This is a genomic window from Erythrobacter sp. F6033 (assembly GCF_023016005.1).
Taxonomy (GTDB): Bacteria; Pseudomonadota; Alphaproteobacteria; order Sphingomonadales; family Sphingomonadaceae; genus Erythrobacter.
On the sequence record NZ_JALKAZ010000001.1, the window covers coordinates 1,100,102 to 1,115,713 of the forward strand.

The window sequence follows — 15,612 nt, forward strand, 5'->3', positions numbered from 1 at the left end:
ACCGCCCGCCCGCAGCGCCGCTAGGCGCGAGGATTTCGCGCGCCGGATGGCGTGCGGGAAAACAAACTACGCCGCTTTCGCTACACCCACATCTGCACACGCATCATCGCAGGCGCTGCCGTCTTCGCCGCAGCCTAGCAGTTCGACAAATTTCTCGGCATTGATCGAGACATCGTCGGGGCCGATCTGGTCGAAGGGGTCCTCCAGATGGCTCTGGATATTGTCCAGACCGGTCAGGATCACGGCGAACAGCACGGGCATCACATAGGTCAGCACTGGCGCTTCATATTCGATCGCGCAAAAGGCGAAGAACGGGCCATAGAGCAGCGGCAGCAGGATGATGAACACGTCGCTGAATGCGCGCAGGGTGCGCGGTGTGCGGTATTGGTAGATGTGCTTCACGCTTTCAAACGCGACGATCATCTTCGACACATATTGGTTGCAGCGGCTGCATTCGCCGCTGGCGAGGCCCTCTGCGCGCATCCGCTTCACAAAGCCCGAAATCTCGGAGAAGGCGGCGTAAACGGCGCGCTCTGTCCGGGCCATTTCGCTGCGGTCGCTTTTGAACATGGCGCGGCAGGCGCTTAGCAATTCTGCGAGCACACGCTCGATATGGCGCAGGCGCTCTTCCTTGGCCTGTCTGGCCGGGCCATCCTCATCGGGAAGCCAATCGCGTGCGGCGAAATAGAGCGCGCGGCCATGCGCCTTTATCGTGCCGTAATCGTCCAGCGCGGCTTCGCGGCGTTTGTAGGCATGGCCGATCGAGAACACGATGGGGAAGATCACGGCGGTCGAAATGATCGTGAGCGGATAGTCGGCGACCAGATTGAGGCGCAGGCACGCCCAGGTCGAAACCACCGCGAGCGCGACGATCATCAGCGACTTTCCGTTTATGACGAGCCCGATGCGGGTGATGCGTTGCCAGTTCATGCGGCCCCTGTTCTTTAGCCTGTTTCTCAATTGGTTTGAGCCTTAGCTGAAGGAGTTTGAGACATGGTTAAGGCCGTATTGCTTGGCGGTTTGCGTTCGCGATGGTGCTTTGCGCGGGTGTGCTTCGGATAGCGGGGTCGAGCGCTCCGAGATGCAGGATCTCCCATAAACAGGGTGTTGCATCCGTTTGCTCACCCCTTACGATGTGTCTGGAACCCTCCGCTACCCTGCGGAGCAATAAGGGGAATTTTCATGCGCTCACTTGCCAAAACCGCCGCTCTTTCCGCTCTCCTCGGAGGCGCGGCCACGCTCTCGGCGTGCGGCGGTCTTATGGACAATGAAGCGATGTATCAGGAGTTCGCCAGCACCTGCACCACCTCCTTCACCGCAGAGGGCGGGCCAGCGGAAATGGCCAAGCCGTTCTGCGATTGCTCCACCGCCAAAGTGCGCGAGCAGGAGCTTGGCCCGATGGACTTCCTCGATGAGGAGAAAATGACCGCCATCGGGGAAGAATGCGGACAGGAAGTCGCGGATACAATGCTGGGCGCGTAGTCTCCAGCGAGCGAGGACGCGCGTTTTCCTACTGCCCGCCCTGCCGCTAAATCAGCGGCATGACCTTACCCAAAACCGACCTAGCATTGAAGCTGCGGAGCACGGGTCGCAGACCCGCAAGGGCGACCGCCCGCCCGCAGCGCCGTAGGCGCGAGGACATCGCAGCACGGATGTGCTGCAGAATACAAAAACTCGCAGAAAAATAGGACATTTGTCACCCGTGTCCTACATGCGCAAACCTCTGAAAATACGCGAAAACCCCTTGTAGGCACCGGGTGACACTTCGCGGATTTGTCATGTGTGTCCTACATGCGCGCATGACTCATTTCGCGAGCGGTGCTGCACTAGGCTGGGTCCGAGGCGAGGGCTCTTCGCAACTCGCCCGACTGTGTGTATATTGATTGCTCCTCGGGGTTCGCTCGCCGGGCACGCCGAAACGGTCCCGCGACGCCGATCCCCGCAAGATCGGAGAGGGACTATGACACACACAGCCAAATGGATCGCGGCCGCACTCTGCGCAGGCTCGATCGCCGCAGCGCCGGTTTATGCGCAGAGTGAATATGCCTATATCGGCGCTTCCTTGTTCGGGGAGCACGAGGTCGGGCATGAAGGCGCAGGTGAAGACGCCAGCGGCGATTTCAGCGCCGAGCTCAACCTGCAAACGGGCAGCATGTGCTACATGCTGGAGGTCGAAGGGCTAGACGACTTTGCCGCCGCGCATATTCACAAGGGCGAAGCGGGCAAGAACGGGCCGCCCGTTGTGACGCTGGAACTGACAGATGATGACAAGTGCATCGACGTCGATGTTGAACTGCTGAAGGACATGGCGAAGAATGAGCGCAAGTACTACGTTAATGTCCACACCGCAGCCTTTCCCGAGGGCGCGATACGCGGGCAGCTGAAATAGGCGGCGGCGTTAGTCGATAATGTCGAGCTTAACCTGGGCATGACCGGCGCCGATCATGCCAATCTTGGTCGCCGCGCCGCGTGATAGATCGATCGTCCGTCCGCGAATAAACGGCCCGCGATCATTGATGCGGACCACCACGCTGCGACCATTGCGGGCATTGGTCACGCGGACTTTGGTGCCAAAGGGCAGAGTTTTGTGAGCGGCCGTCATGGCGTTCATATTGAACCGCTCGCCATTCGCGGTTCTCCGTCCATGGAACCGGCGGCCGTAATAGGAGGCAACTCCCGTGCCGAGACTGCGGACGGTTTCGCGGGGTTCAAGCGGAGCCTCGAAAGTTGTGATGTCGACCGCGCTTGCAGGGAGGTTGAGATCAGGCTTGGGCGTGGCAAATGGCTCAAACGTGTCAACGAACGGCGGCTTTGCCTTAGGATAGGTCGCGACTAACGGATTGGTGGCAGGCGCGGTTTGATCAGGTTGGTCCTGTCCCGATGCGACAGAGGATACGCAGAACAGCGCCGCGATTGGCGCGGTTGCCCGCAGCGCCGCGTATCGTTTTCCTACTCTCATAGCCGAGCTTATAACGATGCTGGCAGCGCTGGTGCAAATTTGCGCAAGGAGTTCCGGCTTGGAACGGGCTCGACTTGCGACGGATCGAGCATAGGAAAGCGTCCTTTGACGAACCCTCAAAAGCAAATGGGGCCGGCATTGCTGCCGACCCCACTCTTACCAGGCGTGGTCATCGTTTCTCGCGCGTCCTCCGGCAAGCCGGTCTTCTCGCGTTCTTCAATGAACTTGGCCTCTGGCCTCGTCCTCGCACATCCCGAAGGATTTGCGTTTTCTCAGCCAGCGCTCGCGCTAGCATCCGGCTTTTGCTTGCGGTCCACCGTGCTCGCTTTGTGCCGAAGCCTTCCGCCTGCACAGCTTTCCCTAGGGCTAAGCCGAGACCGATTGTCTGTTATTGCCTGCTTTCTCAAACGGCTGCGTCCGGTTTGACCCTTTCGCTTCCTCGAATGCTGACCAGACGATTGGTCTTTCCCGATCGCATCGCTTCGCACTTTCTTCAAACAAGCCGACTTGCATTGGACCGAAGCCTTTTGCATGCCTTCTCTCAGACAGCGCGTGGACAGATGCCACCGCATCTTCGCTTCAATAAAGTCTCTGTAAAACAATCCTTTGCGGGAAGCTTTGCAGTTTCTTTGTGTCCCGAAGACAATTTGAAACTGCGCCCGAATCTGGCTTTCGGCAAGGGTGGCAAGAGCGACTTATCCACTTTTGCCCAGATCACTTGTGGACGGCGGTGGACAACTCAACAGCTCGTCGCAATCTCGAATTCGGCCCGAATGCACACCCGGGTTCAAAGCCCGAAATACGAGTTCATCCCGCTCAAGTTCGTTACCGAGTCGGTACGACTCGCCGTCTCTTCAGCCGCGATCACGCTTTGCGAGGAGTTTCAGACGCAGCGCGTTCAGCTTGATGAAGCCTTCGGCGTCGTGTTGATCATAGGCGCCCGCGTCATCTTCAAACGTGACATGCGCCTCGGAATAGAGCGAGTACGGCGATTTGCGGCCAACAACACTGGCGAGACCTTTGTAGAGTTTAAGCCGCACGGTGCCTGCGACTTTCTCTTGGCTCAGATCAATGGCGGCCTGCAGCATTTCCCGCTCGGGGCTGAACCAGAAGCCGTTATAGATAAGCTCTGCATAGCGGGGCATCAGCTCGTCTTTGAGGTGCGCCGCGCCGCCATCCAGCGTGATCTGCTCGATACCACGGTGAGCGCGCGCATAGATTTCGCCGCCCGGTGTTTCATACATGCCGCGCGACTTCATGCCGACGAAGCGGTTCTCAACGAGATCAAGCCGGCCAATGCCATGCTTGCGGCCCAGTTCGTTCAGTGCAGTCAGCAACGTCGCTGGCGACATCGCCTCACCATTCAAAGAGACACCGTCGCCACGCTCAAAGCCGATTTCGATATATTCCGGCGTGTCCGGAGCGTCTTCTGGATGGCCGGTGCGCGAATAGACGTAATCCGGGGTTTCTTCCCATGGATCTTCGAGCACTTTGCCTTCGGAGGATGTGTGCAACAAATTCGCATCGGTGGAGAAGGGCGCTTCACCGCGCTTGTCCTTCGGTACGGCAATCTGGTGCGATTCCGCCCACTCAATAAGGGCGGTGCGACTGGTCAGATCCCACTCGCGCCATGGGGCGATCACGTGGATGTTCGGATCAAGCGCGTAAGCGGACAGTTCAAAACGGACCTGATCATTGCCTTTGCCGGTCGCACCGTGCGCGATAGCATCCGCTCCGGTTTCATGCGCGATCTCGACCAGACGCTTCGAGATAAGCGGACGGGCGATCGACGTGCCGAGCAGATAGTCGCCTTCGTACCGCGCATTGGCGCGCATCATCGGGAACACGTAATCGCGAACGAACTCTTCGCGCACGTCTTCGATAAAGATGTGCTCATCCGGGATACCCATTGCGCGTGCCTTGTCGCGGGCGGGTTCGATCTCTTCGCCCTGACCAAGATCAGCCGTGAAAGTCACCACTTCCAATCCGCGCTCAACTGTCAGCCACTTCGCAATGACAGATGTATCGAGACCGCCCGAATAAGCGAGAACGACACGTTTGAGTCCAGGGGTTTTGTTGTCAGGCATTGCTATGAGTCTCCGAGGAATGCTGCGGCGGCTACCAGCGTATTCGCAGCTGCGCAATCACTGGTTACGAATTGACTATGCCGTAGCGGAAATGGGAAAATTGCTTGTCAATGCAGTGCAGGCTCCCGATATTTCAGGGACTTGGGATGGGAGAACCCTTAATGTTGGCAATGTGGAGCAAGGCACGCGAGCTTGCGCAAATGGCACCGCCAGAGCGCAATCGCTGGGTCGATTTTCTACGAGCGGTATCGATTTTGGCTGTTGTGTTTGGTCACTGGCTGATGGCAGGCCTCTACGTTGATGACGCTGGCGAACTGCAGCGCGGCGATCTGCTCAGCGTTGCAAACTGGACGCATTGGTTGACTTGGGGTTTTCAGGTGATGCCCGTGTTCTTCCTAGTCGGTGGTTTCTCCAACGGCATGAGCTGGGATGCGACTTTGCGCAAAGCCACTCCAGGGCAAACGGGTGTTTACCGCGATTGGCTTGCGGCGCGTGTCCAGCGATTGATCGCTCCGACATTCCCCGTCCTTCTGCTTTGGGCGGTTCTTGCTGTCATTATGACGCAGGTCGGCCTTGAGCGCGGTCAGATCCGTGATGCGACGGAAGCGGCTCTGATCCCCGTGTGGTTCCTCTCGGTGTATCTGGTGGTGACAGCCTGCACGCCGTTGACGCGTAAGGCGTGGGAGCGGTTTGGGTGGCTGAGTTTTGCGATCTACATTCCATTGTCGATGCTGACCGACTGGCTGACCTTCTCCGCCGGCGTGCCCTACGTGAATTTTACCAACTTCCTCTGGGTGTTCTTAGCGATCCACCAATTGGGTTTTGCGTGGCGCGATGGGCGGTTTGACAGTCGCTTGCTTGCGCTGGCGACATTTGTTGTTGGTCTCGCAATTTTGGTCGCGATCACCGTCTATGGATTCTATCCCGTTTCAATGGTGTCCGCACCAGGAGGCTTCTCCAATTCGCTGCCGCCCACACTCGCGCTGTTCGCGCTAGGGGTCACGCAGGTAGGACTCGTGCTGGCGTTGGAGCCTTTAGGACGCAAAATGCTCGACAATCTGAGCATCTGGACCGCCACCGTGTTGATGAATGGGATGATCATGACGGTTTATCTCTGGCACCTCACTGCATTCGTGCTCGTGATGACGGTTATGTGGATCGGCTTTGGCGGAGCGGGGCTCAATTCGGTACCCGGCACCGGCGAGTGGTGGGCTTCGAGGCCGCTATGGCTCGGCGTTTATATTCTCGCACTGCTGCCCATGATTGCGATCTTTGCCAAGCATGAGCGCAGCTTTGGCCCGATAAGAGGCGGGCGCACTGTACCAAAGGCGCGCGTCGTCGCCGGTGTGTTTCTGATATGCGCAGGCCTTGCCGCGACGGCTGGGGTTACGATTACAAGCGAGCAGAGCTGGTCCGGTATCAATCTTGTTGTCGTCGCTGCGCCGTTTGTGGGTGCTGCCTTGCTGGGCTTTGGCCCCATGTACAAATGGTTCAGCAAGACGCCGGCGGAAGAAGGATCAAGCTCCTAACAAGCGCTTTTCTTCCGCCGCAATGTAGTCCCGATTGATGGGCACGGCATGACGATCGCGGAGATATTGGATTTGGTAATTGCACATGCTGCCATATTCAAAGACCGTCGCTGCGCCTGCGAGATAAAAGGTCCACATGCGGAAAAACCGCTCGTCATACATGGCCACAATGGCATCTTTGTTGGCAAGACAATTGGCGTACCAGCAGCGCAGCGTCTTGCCGTAATGCAGTCGCAGTGTTTCTACATCGGACGCGATCAGCCTGAATTTCTCGGACGCCTCGACGGTTTCGGAGAGTGCAGGGATGTACCCGCCCGGGAAGATATATTTCCGTGTGAAGGCATCGGTCGTGCCCGGTAACCCGAGACGTCCGATTGTGTGAAGCAGCATCACTCCATCCTCAGAAAGCAGCTTTGCGCATGCTTCGAAGAAGGTTTCGAATTGCGGCTGGCCAACATGCTCAAACATGCCAACCGAAACGATCCGATCGAACTTTCGCCCTGCTTTCGCGAAGTCTCGATAGTCAACCAGCTCGATTGTGACTTTGTCAGCTACCCCTGCTTTGCGGACACGCTCTTTTGCGAGAGCGATTTGTTCTTCTGACAAGGTGATTCCGGTCACATGCACGTCGTAATGCCGCGCAAGGAAGATCGCCATTCCGCCCCAACCGCAGCCGATATCGAGCACTTTCTGCCCAGGCTTGATCGCAAGTTTTGCAGCGATGTGGGCAAGCTTGGCAGTCTGCGCCTCGCCCAACGTCATATCATCACGCGGCCAATAGGCGCAGCTATACTGCCAGTGCTCTTCATCCAACATTAGCGCATAGAAATCGTTGCCGATGTCATAGTGATGCGCGACGTTGTCCTTGGAGCGCACAGCGTTGTTGATCCGCTCGGCAGCGAAGCTTGCCTGGTTTATGAGTCGCTTTGCAAAGCTCGGGCGCAGATTGTCATCGCCGCGCTCCCACCGGTCATTCGCCCGGAGCAAGGTGACGAGCCCCATGATATCGCCGTCTTCAATGATAAGACGGCCATCCATAAAGGCCTCCGCCGCTCCAAGCCGCGGGTCCATAAAGACATCTCGTGGCACGCGATCATCCGCAAACCGGATAACAATTTCAGGAAAACCGTCGGCTGGGCTGCCATAAGTTTTGACGGAACCGTCTGCGAATACGACACCAAGTTGCCCGCGCGACACCCCGCGCGAGAGGAATTTGTCCAGTAGCATTTTACTCATAGGTATCCAGTGTGGTTATCAGACCCCGCAAACGAAGAATGACGCCAGTTTTGGCGCTGTCAACGAATGGGTGTAAGTAGGGGCATGGCAGAGGCAAAAACACGACCAACCGATGTATCGGTGGATGATTTCATCGACGCAGTAGAACCCACAGCGAAACGCGAGGACGCAAAGGTGCTCGACGCATTGTTTCGCAAGGTCACGGGCGAGACACCGCATATGTGGGGGCCAACGATCATCGGATACGGCACCTACCATTATAAATATGAAAGCGGACGGGAAGGGGACGCTGCGCGCTCCGGATTCAGTCCGCGCAAGGCCAAGCATTCGCTGTATTTGATGGGGCGTTATTGCGATGAGGAAACTGGCAAGCGGGTAGATGCGCTGCTGGAAAAAATGGGCAAGCACAAAACCGGCGCCAGCTGTGTTTACGTGAACAAGCTTGCCGATATTGATTTGAGTGTTCTCGAAGAGATCATCGGCATTTGCTGGGCCGCGATGAACCGCAAATATCCCGAAAATGGTCGGGGTTAAGCGTACCTAGGACAGAGCTTGCTTAGCGTGAAAGCGATCATACTCGTTTAACTCCGAATACAACTAATCCATATCCTTAATTGGAAATTCACTCCTTCACGCCAAAGCGCGAAAAGTAGGTGAATTCCGAGGGTGGATTATGAACGATTTCGCAAGTCAAATTCCTGTAGGCCAAGAAGCAAAGAGTGTGCAGGAGGGCGGTGATGTAGCCATCGAACCATGGTCTTCGGACTTTGCGACCTGCGAACATCCTGAAACGGCACGTTTGCGCATTGAACGCGATTTCATCGAAAGCATTATCGGGATCAAACGCTACCCAACCGATCAGGTTTACGACTATCTCAACGCCCTTATCGAAAAAGCGAAAGCAGAGCTGGGCCATGCCCGCTCCGCCAGCAACGATCTGCGTCGTGCCACCTTGCAGCAGCACCTTGATGAACTTGTTGCCTATTGTACTGGCCATGGCATCAATGTCAGGCTGCCGAACCGCAATGGAGATGCCTTGGAAGAGGCTCTGGCGAGCTTCTATGTGCTAGAAGAAATCCCGGCATTTCTGGGCGAAATCAAATTTCTGATCGATCTATGGTACACTGACGCTTTGGCGAAGGTGCATGAGGAGATGCTAGCGCTCACGAACCTCTCCGGCCATCTGAGGTGAACAAGACTGGTTTGCTCTAGAGCTTATCGGACTATGCATTTGCCTTAGACTGCTTCTTGATCAGCAGATTCCTAATCTTGAAGGATTTCAGCGAACGGTGCTGCTGTTATTGAGAGTGCCGCGAATGCGCCCGCAGTGTGTGGAAGAGCACGTTTGATGATTGTAACTCAAAACGACATAATCGAGAGGCAGTCGTACTAGATCCCGGCATACCATTGGTAATTGCCGATATCTTCCCAGAATCCGCCTTTGCCTTCGCCGATATCGTCCAAGCTGGCGACGGCCACTATCCCTGTCAGATACTTGGCGTGTTTGTACCCAAGTTGACGCTCGATCCGCATCCTTAATGGCGCACCGTTCTTCTCAGGGATAGGTTTGCCGTTAAGCTTATGCGCGATGATAGATTGCGGGTGATAGGCATCGATCATGTCGACGCTTTCATAATAGTCGCGGCCATAAAGCGTATCTGCACAGGTGAAGACGATGAAGTTCGCTTCCGGGCGAACGCGCGCACTGTCGAGCAAGTTTGAAAGCTGCGGGCCGGTCCATTCGCCGATTGCACTCCAACCCTCTACACAATCGTGGCGAGTAATCTGGGTGCGCTGGGGAAGGGCGCGCAGATCGTCCATAGAAAGGCTGAGTGGAGCCTCCACCAGACCGCTAACTGTCAGTCTCCAATCGGAAAAGCCGTTCGCCAATTGCGTGCGGTATTCAGGCGTATCGACTGTCAAAGAACCATTGCCCCTGAAGTCAGGTGAGCGATCTTCGGGAGCATATTCAGGGGCCAGTCGCTGCCTACCTGCAAGCGTGCGCTGGGCGATGCGATGCCAATCCTCTGCGGTATCGAACAAGCTTTGCCCGGTGTCGCTATTGGCAATCTTGGCGCAGGCCCCTGTGCCAAGAGCTGCCAAACCAGCGAGCAGGCTGCGCCGTTTGATATCAGCCATCGATCTCAGCCTCTCTAGAACCGCCAGTGATCATGTTCCAAACCTGTTTGGCCGGACCCGACAGGATCACCATCACGATGTGAACAACGAAGAATGCAAACAGCGCCCAAGCAAAGATAAAGTGGAGGCTGCGCGCCGATTGACGTCCGCCGAGAAGGTCGACCAACCACGGTGCAGCGGGTTCAAAACCGGGACTGATCGCGAGACCCGTGAAAATCATCATCGGCAGAAATACGCCGAGCACGATACCGTACGTGATCCGCTGGAGTCCGTTGTATATCTGTCCATGCCCTTCGAATTTACGGGCCAGATGCGATTTGATTTCACCTGCAATGGATCGCGGCGACCAATCGTTCAGAGATGTACGCAGATCGCGCCAGAAATGCTTGTTCGCTATGCTCGCAACCCACATCACAAGCAGGGCGAGAGCGAATATCCAAGCTGCGAGGCTATGCCAATCACGCGCAGCCGCCAGATCGTATCGGCCAAAAGGTAAAGTGGTCCAGCCAGGAAACCGCATTACGCTCGCCCATGCATCGGCAGGATCGTAACCGTAGTCACCCCAGTATAGATACCTGTGAGCGTTCGAAATATTCAGCCCTGACATGAACAGAACAATCAGAGCGGCAGCGTTCAGCCAGTGCCAAAGGCGCGTAATCAGACCATGCCGTTTCATGCTTGAATACCACGCGCCGTCGCTTGTTCGCGGGCCAGCCAGATGACATCGCGGTCCTGATCGAGCAGGTGTTGGCCGCTATCGATGAACAGCGTCTCTCCACTGCGCAATTGACCGGATGACAAAAACAGAGCGGCGTCTACTATTTCGCGAGCATTGGTCTTTCGTTTTAGGAGGTTGAGCCGATGGGAAAGCTCGGTCTCTTCCTCGCTTTGATCATGGCTTGCCAGGATGGCGCCGGGCGCGATGCCATAGATGCGGCCTCCTTCTCGCGCAGTACCTTTCGCCAGCATCTTGATCGTCGAAGACAGCGCGTGCTTTGACATTGTGTAGCTGAAGAAGTCAGGATTTGGGTTGGCGATCTTCATATCAGTAATCTGGATGACACAGCGCTGCGCCGAGCTGCGAGCGTGAGCCAAATACGCCTGAGACATCCGCGCCGGGGAGAGAGAGTTGACCTGCATTGCTTCCCGGTTCGTTGCGGGATCAAGATTGGTTGCACCATCGTAGTGAAAGACCGACGCCGAATTTATCAGACATCGCCAATTCGGCAGGCGTTGAGCCAACTTGGCAACCATTGCCAACGCTGCATCGTCATCGGTCAAATCGCACTGCACCGTTTCCGCAGTCCCTAACTCAAGGGCCAAGGCATCGGCGGGATCGGTTGAGGATTTGTAATGGATGACGACATGCCAGCCGGCTGCCGCAAAGCCTCGAGCGAGCTCCGCGCCTATTCTGGTGGCGCCTCCGGTTATCAAGACGGCTGGGAGTGTCATTACGTTATTGGCCTATCAGCGCCGGGCTGGGCATTCAATCACCACCAAACACAAATCGGCGCTGCCAGCGATTGGAGCTGGCAGCGCCGAAAATCACTGTTGTGCTTGATCAGTTACCGACAGCGAGCCGATCCGCGATCTATCTCCCTGCCAAGAACCGCGCCCAATGCGCCGCCAAGCAAGGTGCCGACGGTTCTGTCACCGCGCGTGTCGATTGCTCGACCAATCAACGCGCCACCAGCGGCACCAATGATTAGACCAGTCGTGCCGTTGTCACGCTTGCAGTAATAGCGGCCGTCACGGCCACGCCAGACCCGATCACCGCGCCGGACGCGCTGTGGTTCGTAATACCGACCGTAGCGGTCGTAGCGGTCACCGCGGTAACGCTTGTTCTTCTTGTAACGACGACGCTCATAATAATCATCGTCATCGTCCCAACGATCATCATCAAGATTCGCCACATACTCAAACGGCGTTTCCGCCAGAACGATGGTAGCCATTGACTGGTCCGTTAGGTTGGGGGTGAACTCCGCAGCCTGTGCTGGAGCGGAGAATGCAGCGAGCGAACCGGCTGCGGCGACTAGAGCGATTTTCTTCATGTCATTTCCTTCCTGAAATTCTGCGATGGAGGCAGAATTGTTCAGGAAAAAAGAACTGAATATGAACAGGTGATTCAAGTAGGCGATTTGAAGGTGAGCCGTTGAGCGTGAGCGACGAACGGACAATCAGCCGAGTTTAGCGAGAGCCTTGGAGCGCAGTTTTGGTGCGAGTCTTGGCAATGCGGCAAGCTCTTTCAGTTCATCTGAGTCGGCTTTTCCAGCGATGAGAGCGTTGAATGTTCGAGCCACAGTCCAGTCGGAGTGACCAGTCTCTACGCGTTCCAACATGTCCCCAGCTTGCGCGTCACCAATTTCAAGAACACGGAAGTACCAGCCGCACCGCGCGGTCTTGATGATTTTTGCAACCATCCCTTTGGCCTCGCAAACTGAACTGAACCGGTGTTCGATCTTCCAACACGGCTGGCGCGGCTGGCTTATCTCGATCAAAGCGCCGCCGAGCTTGAAGCGATCACCGATATGGACATCATCTTCTGATAAGTCGCTTACGGCGAGGTTTGATCCGAATGCGCCCGGTTCGTCGAGTAAATCGATCGGACCAATCTGTTCTCGCCAGAAAGCGTGATGGTCCAAAGGGTAAAGGTGCAATGCCATTTCGGGGCCGCCATGCACTCTGCGGTCAGCTTGTTCATCGGGCGCGAGGCCGTCTTCAAGGATCTGCACGATCCTTTCGCGTGGACGCTTTATGATGGCGCTTGTCTCGGCCCCGTTAAATGGGCGTGCTGTGCCCGTGCAAATGGCCTCGATCGTTCGTTTCACGCTTTCCTCGCCGTTAGAGCCATCCAATCGCGTTGAACCCCGTCAGAGCCGTTTCCGGCATATATATCGGTCTCGACCATCTCAAATCCGGCTTGCAGATAGGTCACATTCAACCATTTCGGATCAGGCAGGTTCGTCCATCGGCCAAGCGGGTCGCGTCCTTCATTAGGATGCTGGGCATCACAAAGCTTGAAGTTCGCAAAGTGCCACCCTCTCGGCCGAAGCGAGCGATGAATGCGAGCCAAAGCATCGCTTAGCGCAGCGCGGGGCAGGTGGAGTAGGCACGCATGCGCCCAGACCGCGTCATAGTCCTGATCAGCCTTAAGCTCATCAAATCGCATCTGCCGCGCTTTCAAGTCGAAGGATGCGTTGGCTTTGCTCACCATGGCTGCGGTGCCGTCCGTCGCATCAACCTCAAAACCGCGATCGACCATATGTTTAGCATCGCGTCCATTTCCGCATCCGAGCTCGAGCACTCGCGCACCTTGGTTCAGGCGATCGAGAAACGGGTCGAGATGGCGATGGCGATCAAGCGCTGTGCTTAAAGTATAGCGGGGAGCAGCCGCTTCGTAGTATTCTATGGTCGCAGCGTCGTACTTCACGCCTCAGCCGTTTGCCCCGCTGCCGCTTCACGATCACGGTCCGCGCGGCTCTTCTTCTGCGCGGCTGTCTTCAACTGCCCGCAGGCCGCATCAATATCGCGGCCGCGCGGCGTGCGTACAGGGGCGCTGATGCCGTTTTCAAAAATGATGTTTGAAAAGCTCTTGATGCGTTCGGGCGTTGAGCATTCGTACTCTGCTCCGGGCCATGGGTTGAACGGGATCAGATTGACCTTCGCGGGCAAATCAAATTTCTTGAGCAGTCGGACAAGCTCGTGCGCGTCTTCGTCGCTGTCGTTTTTGTCCTTCAGCATCACGTATTCAAATGTAATCCGGCGCGCGTTTGAGGCTTTGGGATAGTCTGCGCAGGCTTGAAGCAGCTCTTCGATCCCATATTTGCGATTGAGCGGCACGATCTCATCGCGGACCGGTTTGGTGACCGCGTGCAGACTGATCGCTAGGTTCACGCCGATTTCTTTTGCGCAGCGCTCCATCATCGGAACCACGCCGCTGGTAGAAAGCGTGATGCGTCGCTTCGACAGAGCAAGACCTTCGCCATCCATCACAAGCTGCATGGCATCGCGAACATGGTCGAAGTTGTAGAGCGGTTCGCCCATGCCCATCAGAACGATGTTGGTGAGCAAACGTCCGTCGGCGGAATAGTGCCCCGTATCCTCAGCGTCTTCCAAGCCATCCATCCGACCCTTGGGCCATTCGCCCAACGCGTCACGGGCCAGCATAACCTGACCGACGATCTCGCCGGGTGTCAGATTGCGGACGAGCCGCATCGTGCCAGTGTGGCAGAACGTGCAGTTAAGCGTGCAACCTACTTGGCTTGAAATGCACAACGTCCCGCGATCTGCATCAGGGATGAAGACCATCTCGAAATCGTGGCCATCATCGGTTTGCAGCAGCCACTTTCGCGTGCCGTCGCTAGAATGCTGTGCCTCGACAATGTTCGGACGGCCCACAACAAAGCGTTCCGTCAGCCACGGGCGCATCGTCTTGCCAATATCTGTCATCGCGTCGAATTCGGTGACGCCGCGGTGATACAGCCAATGGTAAACCTGTTTGGAACGAAGTTTGGCTTGCTTCTCATCAAGACCCGCGTCTGTGAAAAGTTCGCGAATGCGCGATTTCGGCAGACCCATGAGGTCAATGCGGCCATCCTCGCGCGGCGTTATATTACGCGCTACGGGAACGGGATCCACCTGACCGGGGATCGACATGAGTTCGGTATCTGCCATGATTAGACGCGCATATAATGGCGCGCAGCCCATTTGACCAGTCAGCTATAGATCGGCGCAGCCTACGATTGCTGCGTCCATCGCAGTGGCGACACCTGAAAGGTCGTAGCGATCCGACACGCCGCCGCCATTGACCCGCATTGCGCTGGCCGACCGTAAGGCCGCCACGATTGCTGCATCGGTCTGAGCATCCGGCGCCCATGCATTCAGACCCTGCGCAACCAGATCGAAGTTGGTCGTATCGATCCGAACTCGCAATCTGCTGCCTTCGCGCGTTTCCCGCGAAAGTCGAAAATGCACTTGATTGCGGATGCTCCGCTTTGGCCAGGTGCCGATACTGGCGAAGGCATTGTTCGCATTGCGCCCGCGCGGTTTCGCTATGGCATAGCATCGCGGCGTCTCGGCATCGCGGAATGCAGCCCAGCTAGAATACACGCCAAGGCTATCTTTCGCGCCCAGCGGAGCGGCGAGGGCGGCAATCGCGGTGAGGCAAATCAGCTTACGCATAGTCAATCGCCATCACTTCCCATTCCTTCATCCCGCCGGGAAGCCTCACGATCCGCAAATCCCCCACTGATGCGCCTTTCAAGGCTTTTGCCATTGGTGAATGCCAGCCTATTCGACCTTCGTCGGCGTTTTGCTCATCGTCGCCAACCAATGTCACTGTCTTTCGCCCATCATCTTCGTCAGCGAGCTCGACAGTCGCTCCGAAGAACACCCTGTCCTTCGTTGGCTGATTCGCAGGGTCAACAACGCGCACGATTTTCATGCGCCGCGAAAGGTGACCGAGCTCTCTGTCAATCTCGCGCATGCGCTTTCGACCATACAGATAGTCGCCGTTTTCACTGCGATCACCATTTCCGGCGGCCCAGCTCACGATCTCGACGATCTCGGGACGCTCTTTGCCGAGCAGGTGATCGTAGCGTGCCTTTAATGCCGCCATACCCTGAGGCGTGATGGGAGGACCGGGTTTTGTCGCCATTGAGCA

At 56.6% G+C, this 15,612-nt stretch carries 18 protein-coding genes; 5 read left to right on the plus strand and 13 right to left on the minus strand.

All coding sequences use genetic code 11. The features are described from left to right. Nucleotides 1-66: 66 nt before the first annotated feature. Complete coding sequence (locus tag MWU39_RS05175; protein ID WP_247158911.1) at nt 67-930, minus strand: hypothetical protein; 864 nt, start codon at nt 928-930, stop codon at nt 67-69. Nucleotides 931-1,182: 252 nt separating this feature from the next. Between MWU39_RS05175 and MWU39_RS05180 the strand changes: the two genes are divergently transcribed. Then, entirely contained in the window at nt 1,183-1,482 is a 300-nt protein-coding gene (locus MWU39_RS05180; protein WP_247158912.1) for a hypothetical protein, read from the plus strand. A 478-nt stretch (nt 1,483-1,960) separates the two neighbouring features. Next, nucleotides 1,961-2,389, plus strand: coding sequence for a CHRD domain-containing protein (locus MWU39_RS05185; protein WP_247158914.1), 429 nt, complete (start codon nt 1,961-1,963; stop codon nt 2,387-2,389). Nucleotides 2,390-2,398: 9 nt separating this feature from the next. Here the strand turns inward: MWU39_RS05185 and MWU39_RS05190 are convergent, their stop codons facing one another. Then, a complete protein-coding gene (locus tag MWU39_RS05190; protein WP_247158916.1) occupies nt 2,399-2,959 on the minus strand; it encodes a septal ring lytic transglycosylase RlpA family protein in 561 nt (186 codons plus the stop codon). Between the two features lie 854 nt (nt 2,960-3,813). Beyond that, entirely contained in the window at nt 3,814-5,046 is a 1,233-nt protein-coding gene (locus MWU39_RS05195; protein WP_247158917.1) for an argininosuccinate synthase, read from the minus strand. 170 nt (nt 5,047-5,216) lie between these two features. Here MWU39_RS05195 and MWU39_RS05200 point away from each other — a divergent pair, with 170 nt between their 5' ends. Further along, entirely contained in the window at nt 5,217-6,575 is a 1,359-nt protein-coding gene (locus MWU39_RS05200; RefSeq protein ID WP_247158919.1) for an acyltransferase, read from the plus strand. Here MWU39_RS05200 and MWU39_RS05205 read toward each other — a convergent pair. Beyond that, a complete protein-coding gene (locus tag MWU39_RS05205; protein WP_247158920.1) occupies nt 6,564-7,811 on the minus strand; it encodes a cyclopropane-fatty-acyl-phospholipid synthase family protein in 1,248 nt (415 codons plus the stop codon). The two genes, MWU39_RS05200 and MWU39_RS05205, sit on opposite strands and share 12 nt — an antisense overlap. 84 nt (nt 7,812-7,895) lie before the next feature. Here MWU39_RS05205 and MWU39_RS05210 point away from each other — a divergent pair, with 84 nt between their 5' ends. Next, on the plus strand, nt 7,896-8,345 hold the full coding sequence (locus tag MWU39_RS05210; protein ID WP_247158921.1) for a DUF1801 domain-containing protein: 450 nt from the start codon (nt 7,896-7,898) through the stop codon (nt 8,343-8,345). A gap of 139 nt (nt 8,346-8,484) precedes the next feature. Further along, nucleotides 8,485-9,003: a hypothetical protein gene (locus MWU39_RS05215; protein WP_247158922.1), complete on the plus strand. Its 519-nt coding sequence runs from the start codon at nt 8,485-8,487 to the stop codon at nt 9,001-9,003. 197 nt (nt 9,004-9,200) lie between these two features. Here MWU39_RS05215 and MWU39_RS05220 read toward each other — a convergent pair whose 3' ends face one another. From MWU39_RS05220 to greB, 9 genes are all read right to left on the minus strand, one after another. Beyond that, nucleotides 9,201-9,950 carry a molybdopterin-dependent oxidoreductase gene (locus MWU39_RS05220; RefSeq protein WP_247158923.1) on the minus strand — a complete coding sequence of 250 codons (750 nt, stop codon included), beginning with the start codon at nt 9,948-9,950 and terminating at the stop codon, nt 9,201-9,203. Beyond that, nucleotides 9,943-10,626, minus strand: coding sequence for a cytochrome b/b6 domain-containing protein (locus MWU39_RS05225; protein WP_247158924.1), 684 nt, complete (start codon nt 10,624-10,626; stop codon nt 9,943-9,945). The genes MWU39_RS05220 and MWU39_RS05225 overlap by 8 nt, the downstream gene beginning before the upstream one ends. Further along, on the minus strand, nt 10,623-11,402 hold the full coding sequence (locus MWU39_RS05230) for an SDR family oxidoreductase (RefSeq protein WP_247158925.1): 780 nt from the start codon (nt 11,400-11,402) through the stop codon (nt 10,623-10,625). Before MWU39_RS05230 ends, MWU39_RS05225 begins: the two co-directional genes overlap by 4 nt. Before the next feature lie 113 nt (nt 11,403-11,515). Then, complete coding sequence (locus MWU39_RS05235) at nt 11,516-12,001, minus strand: glycine zipper 2TM domain-containing protein (protein ID WP_247158926.1); 486 nt, start codon at nt 11,999-12,001, stop codon at nt 11,516-11,518. A gap of 126 nt (nt 12,002-12,127) precedes the next feature. Beyond that, the gene (locus MWU39_RS05240) at nt 12,128-12,778 is read right to left on the minus strand and encodes an MOSC domain-containing protein (RefSeq protein WP_247158927.1); all 651 of its coding nucleotides are present in this window, start codon (nt 12,776-12,778) and stop codon (nt 12,128-12,130) included. Further along, nucleotides 12,775-13,380 (minus strand): class I SAM-dependent methyltransferase, encoded by a 606-nt coding sequence (locus MWU39_RS05245; RefSeq protein ID WP_247158928.1) that lies wholly within the window; start codon nt 13,378-13,380, stop codon nt 12,775-12,777. Before MWU39_RS05245 ends, MWU39_RS05240 begins: the two co-directional genes overlap by 4 nt. Beyond that, a complete protein-coding gene (gene rlmN / locus MWU39_RS05250; protein ID WP_247158929.1) occupies nt 13,377-14,624 on the minus strand; it encodes a 23S rRNA (adenine(2503)-C(2))-methyltransferase RlmN in 1,248 nt (415 codons plus the stop codon). The genes MWU39_RS05245 and rlmN overlap by 4 nt, the downstream gene beginning before the upstream one ends. A 45-nt stretch (nt 14,625-14,669) precedes the next feature. After that, nucleotides 14,670-15,131: a hypothetical protein gene (locus MWU39_RS05255; protein ID WP_247158931.1), complete on the minus strand. Its 462-nt coding sequence runs from the start codon at nt 15,129-15,131 to the stop codon at nt 14,670-14,672. Next, a complete protein-coding gene (gene greB / locus MWU39_RS05260; RefSeq protein ID WP_247158933.1) occupies nt 15,124-15,606 on the minus strand; it encodes a transcription elongation factor GreB in 483 nt (160 codons plus the stop codon). Before greB ends, MWU39_RS05255 begins: the two co-directional genes overlap by 8 nt. Nucleotides 15,607-15,612: the final 6 nt, after the last annotated feature.